Source organism: Pseudomonas sp. GW458-11-26-14-LB4 (genome assembly GCF_059423925.1).
Window position 1 is genome coordinate 184,283 of the sequence record NZ_JBWKYU010000012.1, and the last position, 13,765, is coordinate 198,047.

A 13,765-nucleotide genomic window follows, 5' to 3' on the forward strand; every position below is an offset into this window, starting at 1 on the left:
CCATGGTTGATTCTTACGACGACTCCCTCGATACGGGAGAAAAAAGCAAATCCCAGGTCAAACGCGAGCTGCATGCTCTGGTTGACCTTGGCGAGCGCCTTACAACGCTCAAGCCCGACTTGCAGGCAAAACTGCCATTGACCGACGCTTTGCGCCGGGCCCTGGCCGATGCGCCCAAGCACACCGCGAACATCGCGCGTAAACGGCACTTGCAGTTCATCGGCAAACTGATGCGCGATCAGGACACTGACGCGATTCTCACCTTGCTCGATCAACTCGATGCCTCTACTCGTCAGTACAACGAGCGTTTCCACAACCTCGAACGCTGGCGTGACCGCCTGATCGCCGGTGACGATGCCGTGCTGGAGAAATTCGTCGTCGATTACCCGGACGCCGACCGCCAGCAATTGCGTTCCCTGATCCGTCAGGCCCAGCACGAGGTTGCGCAAAACAAACCTCCTGCCTCGAGCCGCAAGATCTTCAAATACATCCGTGAGCTGGACGAGACTCAACGCGGTCTGCGTTGATATTCGCCACCGGGTGGCCGCACCGCGCGCCACCCGAAGCTCCATCCCTTCTTATGCGCCCGTGCCACCCACGGTGATCGCATCGATTTTCAGGGTCGGCTGGCCCACACCCACCGGCACCGACTGCCCGTCCTTGCCGCAAGTCCCCACACCGCTGTCCAGCGCCAGATCGTTACCGACCATCGACACCCGGCTCATCGCTTCCGGACCGTTGCCGATCAACGTTGCGCCTTTGACCGGCGCGGTGATCTTGCCGTCTTCGATCAGATAAGCCTCGCTGGTGGAGAACACGAACTTGCCGCTGGTGATGTCGACCTGACCGCCACCAAGGTTGGCGCAGTAGATGCCCTTCTTCACCGACGCGATGATTTCCGCCGGATCGCTCTGGCCGCCAAGCATGTAGGTGTTGGTCATCCGAGGCATCGGCAAGTGTGCGTAGGATTCGCGACGACCGTTGCCTGTGCGGGCCACGCCCATCAGCCGCGCATTGAGCTTGTCCTGCATGTAGCCTTTGAGCACGCCGTTTTCGATCAGCGTGGTGCACTCGGTCGGGGTGCCTTCGTCGTCGACGCTCAGGGAACCGCGACGACCGCTCAGGGTGCCGTCATCGACGATGGTGCAGAGTTTCGAAGCAACCATTTCGCCCATGCGACCGCTGTAGGCCGAACTGCCCTTGCGGTTGAAATCGCCTTCCAGACCGTGGCCGACCGCTTCGTGCAGCAGCACGCCGGACCAGCCCGAACCCAGAACCACCGGCAAGGTGCCGGCCGGTGCCGGAATCGCTTCCAGATTCACCAGCGCCTGACGCAGCGCTTCACGGGCATAACCCATGGCGCGGTCTTCAGCGAGGAAATAACGGTAGTCGGTACGCCCGCCGCCGCCATGGCCACCACGCTCGCGACGGCCGTTCTGCTCGACGATTACGCTGACGTTGAAGCGCACCAGCGGACGCACATCGGCAGCCAGGCCACCGTCGGTCGAGGCCACCAGAATCCGCTCCCAGACCCCGGCCATGCTTACGCTGACCTGCTGGATACGCGGATCGAGGGCGCGGGTCGCTACGTCGATGCGCTTGAGCAGTTCGACTTTTTCAGCGCGGCTCAGGACTTCCAGCGGATTATCCGGCGCGTACAACTGGGCGACGTCCTGGGTGCTGAACGCCTGTACCGTGCCGTTCTGCCCGGCGCGGGAAATCGAACGGGCCGCACGGGCCGCTGCGCCGAGGGCTTCGAGGGTGATCGCGTTGCTGTAGGCGAAACCGGTTTTCTCACCGGACTGCGCACGCACGCCGACACCCTGGTCGAGGTTGAAACTGCCTTCCTTGACGATGCCGTCTTCCAGCGACCAGGACTCGGATATCTGCCCCTGGAAATACAGGTCGGCCGCATCGATGCCTGGACCCGCCAGATCACCGAGCACGCCTTGCAGGCTCTCGATCGTCACGCCGCCGGGCGCCAACAGGTGATCACTGACTGAGGACAACAACTCGCTCATAGGTTTTACGCCTTAAATTCGTGTTCTGAAGCAGGTCGCTGTGCGCCCTGCGAAAAAAACCGCCGATGACCGGTCACCGGCATTCGCGCCCGGATGGACGCTTGTTCATTGCTGTCGCGTTCGGCCAGCAACACGGCTTCGCCTTGCTCTTGCTGTGCCAGCACGCGGCCCCACGGATCGACAATCGCCCCGTGGCCAAAGGTTTCCCGCGGCCCCGGATGCGTCCCGCCCTGGGCTGCCGCCAGCACGTAACACTGGGTTTCAATGGCTCGCGCGCGGATCAGTACATCCCAGTGGGCCGCCCCCGTCACCGCGGTGAAGGCCGACGGTGCGGTAATCAGTTCGGCCCCGGCTGCGCGCAATTCGCTGTACAGCTCCGGGAAGCGCAGGTCGTAGCACACCGTCAGGCCGATTCGGCCGACCGGCGTGTCCGCAACCACCACGCCACTGCCATAAGCATAGTCATCGGATTCGCGGTAACGGCCGCGATTGTCCGCCACATCGACATCAAACAGATGCAACTTGTCATAGCGAGCAACGATTTCGCCCTGATCGTTCACCAGCAACGAGCAGGCATGGGACTTCGCCTCGGGCTGTCCCACAGGCGGCAACGGCAAGGTGCCGGCCACTATCCATAACTTGAGGTCGCGGGCGGTCTGTTTCAACCACGGCAGGATCGGGCCTTCGCCGAGCGCTTCGGCGCGGCCGATGTCGGCGATGTCGCGACGGCCCATGGCGGCGAAGTTTTCCGGCAGCACGGCCAGCTTCGCACCGGCGTTGGCCGCCTGTTCGAGCAAACGTCGGGCATCGCGCAGATTGGCCAGCACATCGCTCTGGCTGACCATTTGAATCACCGCTAAAGACATGGCGCACTCCGCAAGAGGTATGCGGCCATGCTACTCCATCGGTTCAGGGGCTGGCTGTTCAAAAAGGCTTGTCGAAGGTGATTTTCGGCTCTTTCCATGGGCCTTTGACGGTGTATTTGACGCTGGCGAACCGCGCCACGCGATCGCCGATCAGCTTGTCGATCAGAAACAATGCGCCGCCGACCGCTGGCGCGCCGACAATCAGCGCGGCAATCGGCAGGTTGTTGGTCACCGGCAAAGTCACCAGCAATTTGGCATCCACCTTGTCGCCCACCAGATCCAGCGTGCCGTCCAGTTCCAGGTTGCTCGAAGGCCCGGTCAACTTGATCGGTTCTTTCGTCACATAAACGCCATTGGTCGCCTCCAGCAATCCCTTGACCCGGTCATAGCTGAGGCCCTTGCCGAAGAGGTCGGAGAAGTCGAGGCGCAAACGCCGGCCAATCGAGTTGAAGTTGAGCAGTCCGAACACGCGCAAGGCCTGAGCGCCGCCCTCCACTTCAACAAACTGGCCTTTGTTGAGGGACGCATCGAGGGTACCGGAGAAGCGCTTGGTCGCCAGCCACGCCGGCGAGCCCGGCCAGCGGCCATCGACATCCATGTGGAATTCTTCGCTGGTCACACTCGGCGCAAAACCCCATCCCTTGAGGACATCGGCGAGGTTCTTGCCGCCGATCCGCCCCTTGTACCAACTGGTCGTGGCACCGGGCGTGCCTTCCCAGCCGCCGCTGCCCTGCAAAAGAATGCCCTTGAGGCCCAGATCGAGGTTGTTCAGGGCGATGCCCTTGGCGGTCGGCCGAACCTTGAGCGACCAGCCGCCGACCAGATCCTGGCCCTGGAACAATTGATTGATGGTGATATCCAGCGCCGGAATCTTGCTCGGATCGACCGAGGCCAGCGGGTCCGGCGCATTCTCGTCGGCCTGCACCGTAGGGTCCGGTGCCGGCAACCGCACGTATTGCAGGTTCACCGCAATCGGCGCGCCCTTGGCGTCGGGAATGCCGGCCGTGCCTTTGGCCTGCTGACTGTCGAGGGCCAAAGCCCAGGCGCCGGGCTTGCGATTAACCTGCACTGCCGCCTGATCCAGCGTGGTGCCGAAAGCCGTAAGCTTGCCGATCTTGAAGTCCGCGCTGCTGAGCAACTGCTTGGCGTTGCCGCCTGGATCCTGGCCGGCGTACTTGTCCAGCAGATCCTGCCAGGGTTTGACATCCAGCTCGGACAACACGCCGCGTATCCGCAAGCCTTTGTTACCCGGCAACACCGCTTCGCCGGCGCCAAGGAACAACTCGCCACGGCCATCGGCGAAATTGCCTGGTGGCGCGGCGAAGGTGAGGTTGGCCAGTTGATCGTAATTGACCCAGTAACGCCGCTCCTGCCCCTGTAACGTCATGCGGAACACAGTGTCACGCCCGACATCGGCCGCCATGCCGAACGGCGCCGGCAGATCCACTGCCACGCCCTTCAGGCTTGAACTGACCATCAACTGGCTGTCGGCACCGTCCAGATTCAATTGCAGTTGATAAGGGATAGTCCCGGACACCGGCAACGGTTGAGTCACGCCCAGCCAGTCGGTGAGTTTCTTGACCTCGACCTGCCCCGACGCCGCCACCCGGGTCTTGAGTTTGCCGGGGCCGCCGTCGGCGAAGATCTGCGCAGTGACCGGTTTGTCGAAGGCCCGGGCACTGATGTTCTGCCCGCTCAGGCCCTTGGCGCTGTCGAAGCGGAAATCACCCTTGAGCTGGCTCAGTTCGAGCTTCGGCTCCGCCAGGTTCAATCGCGCATTGGCGGTTTTGAAGTCGACGAGGATTTTCGGCTGATCGCCCTTGGCCAACGGCACATCGAGTTTGAGCTTGCCCTGCAGATCACCCGCGCCTTCCCAGCCGGCGAAGGTATCGGCGGTGCCGATCGGTGCTTCCTGAAGAATCTTCAGGCCATCGCCCAACCCACCCGCGAAGGTGCCGTCGAGGAACATATGGCTGTGCTCGCCGCTCGGCACATGGGGAATATTGACGAAGACATCGCTGACCTGGGTGTCGAGCAATTGGCCCTTGCTGGCGAGAATCCGCACACCGCTGTCTTCGATGAACACGTCACCGCTGACCTTGCTCACCTGCGGCCAGCCCGGCTGGAACGCCAGCTCGGCGTCGTGCACCTTGAAGAACAGGCTGATGCTGCGATCCGCTTCCCCGGCGTTCTTGTTCAGCGAACCCTGATACTGGAAGAAGCCCTGATCTACCGCGCCCTTGAGAATCGCCGTGCGCAGCCACTCGTCGAGGGCCGGGCTCAGGACTTCCGGCAGGTACTTGGCGGTGTAGCGACCGTCGCCATCCACCAGGCCGACCCGCAGGTCCATGTAGTCTTCCTGGCTGTGATCGAAATGCAGGCGGATCAGGAAGTCGCCGGCAATCTTGCCTTCCTCGCCGAGCACCTTCAGGTACGGTGCGATCAGAGTGAAACCTTCTTTATCGAGCTTCCAGGTCAACCGGGCGTTGGCCTGAATGTATTGCCATGGCTTGGCGAAGATCGGATCAAGGTGCAGGACGAAGTCCTTGCTGTCCATGCGCAGCTCGCCGCCGCCGAGATTGCCGGTAAGGCTGCCGCTGACATTCCGTGCCGCGGGCGCGCCGTGGTAGGCGTCGAAGCCGACTTGATCAAGGTTGGCGGCGAAGCCGAATTTGCTGTCGTCGGTGGCGTTCGGCCGGAAATCCAGCAGCACGTTACGCAGCCCGCCGGTGACTTTCAGGCGCTCGACCACGGTGGCTAAGCCTTGGGGTAACGGGCCGAGGGCATTGAGCAAAGGTGTGATCGGCGTCAGGTCGAGCCGGTCAGCCTGCAGATGCCAGAGTTCTTCGGTGTTGTCGGTGGCGACAGTCTGTTTGATCTGGACATGGGATTCCCAACGGGTTTCGCCGAAATTCATCGCCAGCGAATCAAGTGTGACAATGGCTCCCTCGGAACCGCGCTGGAAATAGCCATTGAGCGCCAGATTGTTGATCTGGATCGGCTTGCGTTCGGCGTAGGCACCGGTCAGTTGCGGCGCATTGAGGCGGATCGCAGCACTCTGCAACGCCCCCTCGCGCCAGTTGACCCACAGCTCGCCGCCGGCCTTGATCTCGGAGAAATTCCATTGCTGGGTCAGGCGCTCGGGCAGCCATTTCGACCAGTCACTCTGCGGCAGGCTGACATAACCTTCCACTTCGCTGCTCTGCCACTGACTCGGACGAATCCGCGTGCGCAGGCTAAGCGCCACGGGCTGGCCGTCAGGCAAGGTCAATCGTGCATCGAGGCGCTGGCGGCTGGTGCCGGTCTTGAGATTGAGGCCGACATACGTGAAGGTCAGCGGTGCCTGCTCCCGCGGCTGCAAGGTCACTTGGCTGTCGAGCACCGACAGTTGCTGAATCATTTGCATGCGGTTGAACAGTTGCTCGGGATCCATGGGCTGATCCTGCTGCACCGGCAAGCCTTCCAGCGCCCACTTTCCGTCCTCGCCTTCCTTGAGGCTGATCTTCAAACCGTTGAGTTCAAGATGGGCGATGCGCACTTCGCGGGCCATCAGGCTGGCCCACAGATCAGGCACTGCACGCACCCGATCCAGGCGCAGGGCATTGGCGCCGCTGCCGACCATCACATCGTGGGCCAGCAGGATCGGTGCAAATCCGCTCCAGTTGCCTTCCAACTCGCCGATCTGCAGCGGCAGACCCAGGGCGGCGCTGGCCTTGTCTTCGATATCGGTGCGGTATTCGGCCACCAGTGGCGTGAGTTCCCGGCCAAGACTGACGTACAACGCCATCAATACCAGAACCAACGCGCACAGGCCCAGACCCCAGCGGGTCAGTGCGGCCAAAATGCGTGTCAGACGTTCCATGTCAGTTGGCTCCCATGGCAAAAATACTGCAAAAAGCTGAGGCCAGCCGTTTCAGGAAAAGGGTGACGCAGGGGTTCAGAGCAGCACCACGTCATATTGTTCCTGGGAATACATGGTTTCTACCTGGAAGCGTATGGTGCGCCCGATGAAACCTTCAAGTTCGGCCACGTTACCGGACTCTTCATCGAGCAGGCGATCCACGACTTTCTGGTTCGCCAGCACCCGATAACCCTCGGCCTGATAGGCCCGGGCTTCACGCAGGATCTCGCGGAAAATCTCGTAGCAAATGGTTTCCGGGGTCTTCAGCTTGCCCCGGCCCTGACAGCTGCTGCACGGTTCGCACAGCACTTGCTCGAGGCTTTCGCGGGTGCGCTTGCGCGTCATCTGCACCAGGCCCAACTCGGTAATGCCGATGATGTTGGTCTTGGCGTGATCGCGCTCCAGTTGTTTCTCCAGGGTGCGCAGCACCTGACGCTGGTGCTCTTCGTCTTCCATGTCGATGAAGTCGATGATGATGATCCCGCCCAGGTTGCGCAGGCGCATCTGCCGGGCAATCGCGGTCGCCGCTTCGAGGTTTGTCTTGAAGATGGTTTCTTCAAGGTTGCGATGACCGACGAACGCCCCGGTGTTCACATCGATGGTGGTCATGGCTTCCGCCGGATCGATCACCAGGTAGCCGCCAGACTTCAGCGGAACCTTGCGTTCCAGGGCTTTCTGGATTTCGTCTTCGACGCCATACAGATCGAAAATCGGTCGTTCACCTGGGTAGTGTTCCAGACGATCGGCGATTTCCGGCATCAGTTCGGCGACGAACTGCGTGGTTTTCTGGAAGGTTTCCCGGGAGTCGATGCGGATCTTCTCGATCTTCGGGCTGACCAGATCGCGCAGGGTGCGCAGCGCCAGGCCTAAGTCCTCGTAAATCACGCTCGGTGCGCCGATGGTCTTGATCTGTTCGTTGATCTGATCCCACAGGCGGCGCAGGTAGCGGATGTCCATGAGGATCTCATCGGCCCCGGCACCTTCGGCGGCGGTACGCAAAATGAAGCCGCCGGCCTCCTTGATGCCTTCTTTGGCCACGCAATCGCTGACCACCTGCTTGAGGCGTTCGCGCTCGGCTTCGTCTTCGATCTTCAGAGAAATGCCGACGTGGGCGGTGCGCGGCATGTACACCAGATAGCGCGACGGGATCGACAGTTGCGTGGTCAGGCGCGCACCTTTGGAACCGATCGGATCCTTGGTGACCTGCACCACCAGGCTCTGGCCTTCGTGCACCAGAGCGCTGATGCTTTCTACCGCCGGGCCTTCGCGCAGGGAAATTTCCGAAGCATGAATGAAGGCTGCACGATCCAGACCGATGTCGACGAATGCCGCCTGCATGCCCGGCAGGACCCGCACCACCTTGCCTTTATAGATATTGCCGACGATCCCGCGTTTTTGCGTACGCTCGACGTGCACTTCTTGCAGCACACCGTTTTCGACCACCGCCACGCGCGATTCCATCGGCGTGATGTTGATCAGAATCTCTTCACTCATGGCAGGGTCTCGTTCAGGCATGTTCACGATAAAGGCCGCATCTTGTCCGTTCGACGCTCATTGCGCGTTCAGGGTTTGCCAACAGGGTATGCCGAAATGGCCGAGCAGTTCTGCGCTTTCGCACACCGGCAAGCCGACGACCGCCGAGTAACTGCCATTGAGGCTGGCAACGAACACCGCGCCGAGCCCCTGAATGCCGTAGCCACCCGCCTTGTCCCGGGGTTCGCCGCTGGCCCAGTAGGCGGCAGCTTCTTCGCGGCTGATCGACCGGAACCGCACCAGACTGCGCACCACCCGCGACTCGCAGCGCTCGCCGTCGAGCACGGCAATCGCCGTCAGCACTTCATGCTCCTTGCCGGACAACATCATCAGCATGGCGCATGCGTCGGCTTCGTCCACCGGTTTGCCAAGAATTTTGCCGTCCAGCACCACGGCGGTGTCGGCGCCCAGTACGCAAAACGCTACGTCGGAAGCGAAGGTGCGCCGCCCGGCCTCGGCCTTGCCGCGCGCCAGGCGCTCGACGTAGGCCGATGGGGATTCATTGGCGAGAGGGGTTTCATCGATATCCGCGCTGATGGCGGTAAACGGGATGCCGATCTGCGTGAGCAACTCACGCCGACGCGGCGATCCTGAGGCGAGGTAAAGCGGCTTCATCCAAACATCTCCCTGTTGAGTGCCCTGCCTCATGGCACCGGTGGGGGCCCATGCCTGACCGAATCAGTTGATTTTGTAGCGCCGGCGCAATCCACGCAAAGCGAAGCTGACCCAAGGCCAGAGCAAGGCACTGACCAGTGCCGGCAGGACCAGCGCGAGGGTCGGCTGACGGTTGCCGGTCAAGGCACTGAGCCAGAGTTGTACGAGCTGGGCGAGGCCGAAGATCACCAGGATCACCAGGCTCTGCTGCCACATCGGGAACATTCGCAGGCGCTGCTGCAATGACAGCACCAGGAACGTGATCAAAGTCAGGATCAAGGCATTCTGACCGAGCAGATCGCCCTGCAGCACGTCTTCGGCCAATCCCAGGCAGAAAGCTGTGACCATGCCGACGGTGTGCGGCAAATACAAAGCCCAGAAAGTCAGGAGCAAGGCCAGCCAAAGCGGGCGCAGGATTTCCATGAAAATGGGCAGTGGCGATACGCTGAGCAGAATGCCGACAATAAATGTCAGCCAGACAATCCAGCCGTTACGCGATGCGGTAGCCCCGACCATTATTCTTGCCTCCCGGTGGTCGCCGGCGCAGTGACAGGCGGTTTGACCGCTGGTCGAGCCGCCGGCTGATTCGCCGGTGGTTTGCTGGCCGCTGGTGTGGCTGCAGGCGGTTTGCTTGCAGCGGGTTTGGCCGGTGTAGTGCTGGCAGCAGGCGCAGCCGGCGACGCCGCCGTGGCAGGAGTCGCAGCTGCGGCAGGCGGGGTGACGATCTTCGGCACCGTAGACGGAATCACCGGACCGCCACCGAAGGCATCAAGGTTTTCCTGAGCCTGCGCAGCATCGTTGGCACGCTCTTCCGCGGTGCGGTTGTCACTGAACACCAGCAACAGGTAACGGCTGCGGTTCAGTGCGGCGGTCGGCACGGCGCGAACAATGGCGAATGGCTGGCCGGAATCGTGAATCACTTCCTTGACCGTCGCCACCGGATAACCGGCCGGGAAACGCTGACCCAGGCCGGAGCTGACCAGCAGATCGCCTTCCTTGACGTCAGCAGTGTCCGCCACGTGGCGCAGTTCCAGACGCTCGGGGTTACCGGTGCCGCTGGCAATCGCCCGCAGACCGTTTCGGTTTACCTGCACAGGAATGCTGTGGGTCGAGTCGGTCAGCAGCAGCACACGGGAGGTGTACGGCATCAGTTCGACCACCTGCCCCATCAGACCGCGAGCATCGAGCACCGGCTGACCGAGCACCACGCCATCACGCTCACCTTTGTTGATGATGATGCGATGGGTGAAAGGGTTGGGATCCATGCCGATCAGCTCGGCCACTTCGACCTTCTCGTTGACCAGCGCGGAGGAATTGAGCAACTCGCGCAGACGGACGTTCTGCTCGGTAAGGGCGGCAAGCTTCTGCATGCGACCCTGCAACAGCAGGTTTTCCGACTTGAGTTTTTCATTTTCGGCGACGAGCTCTGTGCGACTGCCGAACTGGCTGGCGATACCTTCCCACAACCGTCCGGGCAGGTCGGTAATCCAGTAGGCGTCCATCAGCACCAGCGAGGCCTGGCTGCGTACGGGTTTAAGAAGGCTAAAGCGCGCGTCAACGACCATCAGCGCGACCGACAGTACGGCCAGCACCAACAAGCGCACGCCCAGTGAGGGGCCCTTGGCGAAAAGCGGTTTAATAAGCCGCTCCTCCCAGGCAAATGTTCTGTTTATTCATACGGCATCAAACCGGCCTGGATGAAGACTGACAGAAGATAAACGCCAACAGGCAGCACTGCAAAGTGCTGCCTGTGCGCTCACCCACGTATTGCATCCGGCGATTATTCGCTGGAGAGCAGGTCCATGGTGTGCTTGTCCATCATTTCCAATGCACGGCCACCGCCGCGAGCGACGCAGGTCAGCGGATCTTCGGCAACGATCACCGGCAGACCGGTTTCCTGGGCCAGCAGCTTGTCGAGGTCACGCAGCAGCGCGCCACCACCGGTCAGCACCAGGCCACGCTCGGCGATGTCGGAAGCCAGTTCCGGCGGTGATTGCTCCAGAGCACTTTTCACGGCCTGAACGATGGTTGCCAGCGACTCTTGCAGAGCTTCCAGCACTTCATTGGAGTTCAGGGTGAATGCGCGTGGAACACCTTCGGCCAGGTTACGACCGCGAACGTCGACTTCGCGAACTTCGCCGCCCGGGTAGGCCGTACCGATTTCCTGCTTGATGCGCTCGGCGGTGGATTCACCGATCAGACTGCCATAGTTGCGGCGCACGTAGGTGATGATCGCTTCGTCGAAGCGGTCGCCGCCAACGCGTACGGATTCGGCATAGACCACACCGTTCAGGGAGATCAGCGCGATTTCGGTAGTACCACCACCGATATCCACGACCATCGAACCGCGTGCTTCTTCAACCGGCAGACCGGCACCGATCGCAGCGGCCATCGGCTCTTCGATCAGGAACACTTCACGGGCACCGGCGCCAAGGGCCGATTCACGGATGGCACGACGCTCAACCTGGGTGGATTTGCATGGAACGCAGATCAGCACACGAGGGCTGGGCTGCAGAAAGCTGTTTTCGTGAACCTTGTTAATAAAGTATTGCAGCATCTTTTCGCAGACGCTGAAGTCGGCGATCACGCCATCCTTCATCGGACGAATGGCAGCAATGTTGCCCGGCGTACGGCCGAGCATGCGCTTGGCCTCGGTGCCGACAGCGACGACACTTTTCTGGTTACCGTGTGTCCGAATGGCCACAACCGATGGCTCATTCAGGACGATACCGCGCTCGCGCACGTAAATAAGGGTGTTGGCAGTGCCCAGGTCAATGGAAAGATCGCTGGAAAACATGCCACGCAGTTTCTTGAACATGGGAAAGGGACCCTAGGCAACGCGTGGGTAAAAAAGTGCGGCAAACTCTAACAACGACAGGGATTTTGGGCAAGGCGCCAATATGTTAAATTGGCCGCTTTTCTGTGCACCAAGCCCCACAATCGCGGCCTTATGACCGTAGAAGTGCGGTAGTGTTCCGACAATCTAACACACGGACGCCGTCCGTCCTGTTTTCCACTGGAGAAACCCGATGGCGCTAGAACGCTCCGACGTGGAAAAAATCGCTCATCTGGCCAGCCTTGGCCTTAATGACGCCGATCTTCCACACATCACTTCGGCCCTCAACAGCATTCTCGGGCTGGTCGACGAAATGCAGGCGGTCGATACCGACGGTATCGAGCCGCTGGCCCACCCGCTGGAAGCCAGTCAGCGCCTGCGCGCCGACGTCGTGACCGAAAGCAATAACCGCGAGGCTTATCAGTCCATCGCACCAGCGGTCGAAAACGGCCTGTACCTGGTTCCGAAAGTCATCGACTAAAGGGAAAGAGCCTGCAATGCATCAATTGACTCTGGCCGAGATCGCCCGCGGTCTCGCCGATAAAAAGTTTTCTTCCGAAGAGCTGACCAAAGTCCTGCTGGCGCGCATTACCCAGCTCGATCCGCAGCTCAACAGTTTCATCAGCCTCACCGAAGAGCTGGCCCTCGAGCAGGCGAAAGCCGCCGACGTGCGCCGGGCCAATGGTGAGAGCGGCGCCCTGCTGGGTGCGCCGATCGCCCACAAAGACCTGTTCTGCACCCAGGGCATTCGCACCAGCTGCGGCTCGAAGATGCTCGACAACTTCAAGGCTCCGTATGACGCCACCGTGGTGTCGAAGCTGGCCGCCGCCGGCACCGTGACCCTGGGCAAGACCAACATGGACGAATTCGCCATGGGTTCGGCCAACGAGTCGAGCTGGTACGGCGCGGTGAAAAACCCGTGGAACCTGGAACACGTACCGGGCGGCTCGTCCGGTGGTTCGGCGGCGGCGGTTGCCGCTCGTCTTTTGCCTGCTGCGACAGCCACCGACACCGGCGGTTCGATCCGTCAGCCAGCTGCATTCACCAACCTCACCGGCCTGAAACCGACCTACGGTCGCGTGTCGCGCTGGGGCATGATCGCTTACGCCTCCAGCCTCGATCAGGGCGGCCCATTGGCTCGCACTGCCGAAGACTGCGCGATTTTGTTGCAAGGTATGGCCGGCTTCGATCCGAACGACTCCACCAGCATCGATGAGCCAGTGCCAGACTACGCCGCTGGTCTTAACGGTTCGCTGCAAGGCCTGCGCATCGGCGTGCCAAAGGAATACTTCGGCGCCGGTCTCGACCCGCGCATCGCCGACCTGATCCAGAACAGCATCAAAGAGCTGCAGAAGCTCGGTGCCGTGATCAAGGAAATCAGCCTGCCGAACATGCAGCACGCGATTCCTGCGTACTACGTGATCGCCCCGGCAGAAGCCTCCTCCAACCTGTCGCGTTTCGACGGCGTGCGCTTCGGCCACCGCTGCGAAGATCCGAAGAACCTGGAAGACCTGTACAAGCGCTCCCGTGGCGAAGGCTTTGGTGCCGAAGTGCAGCGCCGGATCATGGTCGGTGCCTACGCACTGTCCGCCGGTTACTACGACGCCTACTACCTGAAAGCGCAGAAGATCCGTCGCCTGGTGAAGAACGACTTCATGGCTGCCTTTAATGAAGTCGACATCATCCTCGGCCCGACCACGCCAAACCCGGCCTGGAAACTCGGCGCCAAAAACAGCGACCCGGTCGCTGCCTACCTGGAAGACGTCTACACCATCACCGCCAACCTCGCGGGCCTGCCGGGCCTGTCGATGCCGGCCGGTTTCGTCGACGGTCTGCCGGTTGGCGTACAGCTGCTCGCGCCGTATTTCCAGGAAGGTCGCCTGTTGAACGTTGCCCACCAGTATCAGTTGAACACTGACTGGCACACCCGCACCCCAACCGGCTTCTGAGGAGA

11 protein-coding genes are annotated in these 13,765 nt (G+C 61.4%); 3 read left to right on the forward strand and 8 right to left on the reverse strand.

What is annotated here, in order from left to right; genetic code table 11:
- Positions 1-2 precede the first annotated feature (2 nt).
- Positions 3-527 carry a ribosome biogenesis factor YjgA gene (gene yjgA / locus AC07XZ_RS17805; protein ID WP_007953598.1) on the forward strand — a complete coding sequence of 175 codons (525 nt, stop codon included), beginning with the start codon at positions 3-5 and terminating at the stop codon, positions 525-527.
- A gap of 51 nt (positions 528-578) precedes the next feature.
- Here the strand turns inward: yjgA and tldD are convergent, their stop codons facing one another.
- The 8 genes from tldD to mreB form a co-directional block, all read right to left on the reverse strand.
- Positions 579-2,021, reverse strand: coding sequence for a metalloprotease TldD (gene tldD / locus AC07XZ_RS17810; RefSeq protein ID WP_007953601.1), 1,443 nt, complete (start codon positions 2,019-2,021; stop codon positions 579-581).
- Positions 2,022-2,026: 5 nt separating this feature from the next.
- On the reverse strand, positions 2,027-2,887 hold the full coding sequence (locus tag AC07XZ_RS17815; RefSeq protein ID WP_102686868.1) for a carbon-nitrogen hydrolase family protein: 861 nt from the start codon (positions 2,885-2,887) through the stop codon (positions 2,027-2,029).
- A gap of 58 nt (positions 2,888-2,945) precedes the next feature.
- The gene (locus AC07XZ_RS17820; RefSeq protein ID WP_102686867.1) at positions 2,946-6,749 is read right to left on the reverse strand and encodes a YhdP family protein; all 3,804 of its coding nucleotides are present in this window, start codon (positions 6,747-6,749) and stop codon (positions 2,946-2,948) included.
- Between the two features lie 75 nt (positions 6,750-6,824).
- A complete protein-coding gene (gene rng / locus AC07XZ_RS17825; protein WP_007953605.1) occupies positions 6,825-8,282 on the reverse strand; it encodes a ribonuclease G in 1,458 nt (485 codons plus the stop codon).
- Positions 8,283-8,339: 57 nt separating this feature from the next.
- Positions 8,340-8,936, reverse strand: a complete 597-nt coding sequence (locus AC07XZ_RS17830; RefSeq protein WP_102686866.1) for a Maf family protein — start codon at positions 8,934-8,936, stop codon at positions 8,340-8,342.
- Between the two features lie 63 nt (positions 8,937-8,999).
- Positions 9,000-9,491, reverse strand: a complete 492-nt coding sequence (mreD, locus tag AC07XZ_RS17835; RefSeq protein WP_064593386.1) for a rod shape-determining protein MreD — start codon at positions 9,489-9,491, stop codon at positions 9,000-9,002.
- Positions 9,491-10,615, reverse strand: coding sequence for a rod shape-determining protein MreC (gene mreC, locus AC07XZ_RS17840; RefSeq protein WP_085746918.1), 1,125 nt, complete (start codon positions 10,613-10,615; stop codon positions 9,491-9,493). Before mreC ends, mreD begins: the two co-directional genes overlap by 1 nt.
- 140 nt (positions 10,616-10,755) lie before the next feature.
- Positions 10,756-11,793 (reverse strand): rod shape-determining protein MreB, encoded by a 1,038-nt coding sequence (mreB, locus tag AC07XZ_RS17845; protein ID WP_002555108.1) that lies wholly within the window; start codon positions 11,791-11,793, stop codon positions 10,756-10,758.
- Positions 11,794-12,004: 211 nt separating this feature from the next.
- On the opposite strand from mreB, the gene gatC reads away from it, so the two are divergent.
- The gene (gene gatC / locus AC07XZ_RS17850; protein WP_085698446.1) at positions 12,005-12,292 is read left to right on the forward strand and encodes an Asp-tRNA(Asn)/Glu-tRNA(Gln) amidotransferase subunit GatC; all 288 of its coding nucleotides are present in this window, start codon (positions 12,005-12,007) and stop codon (positions 12,290-12,292) included.
- A gap of 16 nt (positions 12,293-12,308) precedes the next feature.
- Positions 12,309-13,760 (forward strand): Asp-tRNA(Asn)/Glu-tRNA(Gln) amidotransferase subunit GatA, encoded by a 1,452-nt coding sequence (gatA, locus tag AC07XZ_RS17855; protein ID WP_102686865.1) that lies wholly within the window; start codon positions 12,309-12,311, stop codon positions 13,758-13,760.
- Positions 13,761-13,765: the final 5 nt, after the last annotated feature.

Bases quoted from the DNA above. Each gene is read 5' to 3' on its own strand.
- yjgA (WP_007953598.1), top strand. From the start codon at position 3: ATGGTTGATTCTTACGACGACTCCCTCGATACGGGAGAAAAAAGCAAA.
- tldD (WP_007953601.1), bottom strand. From the start codon at position 2,021: ATGAGCGAGTTGTTGTCCTCAGTCAGTGATCACCTGTTGGCGCCCGGC.
- AC07XZ_RS17815 (WP_102686868.1), bottom strand. From the start codon at position 2,887: ATGTCTTTAGCGGTGATTCAAATGGTCAGCCAGAGCGATGTGCTGGCC.
- AC07XZ_RS17820 (WP_102686867.1), bottom strand. From the start codon at position 6,749: ATGGAACGTCTGACACGCATTTTGGCCGCACTGACCCGCTGGGGTCTG.
- rng (WP_007953605.1), bottom strand. From the start codon at position 8,282: ATGAGTGAAGAGATTCTGATCAACATCACGCCGATGGAATCGCGCGTG.
- AC07XZ_RS17830 (WP_102686866.1), bottom strand. From the start codon at position 8,936: ATGAAGCCGCTTTACCTCGCCTCAGGATCGCCGCGTCGGCGTGAGTTG.
- mreD (WP_064593386.1), bottom strand. From the start codon at position 9,491: ATGGTCGGGGCTACCGCATCGCGTAACGGCTGGATTGTCTGGCTGACA.
- mreB (WP_002555108.1), bottom strand. From the start codon at position 11,793: ATGTTCAAGAAACTGCGTGGCATGTTTTCCAGCGATCTTTCCATTGAC.
- gatC (WP_085698446.1), top strand. From the start codon at position 12,005: ATGGCGCTAGAACGCTCCGACGTGGAAAAAATCGCTCATCTGGCCAGC.
- gatA (WP_102686865.1), top strand. From the start codon at position 12,309: ATGCATCAATTGACTCTGGCCGAGATCGCCCGCGGTCTCGCCGATAAA.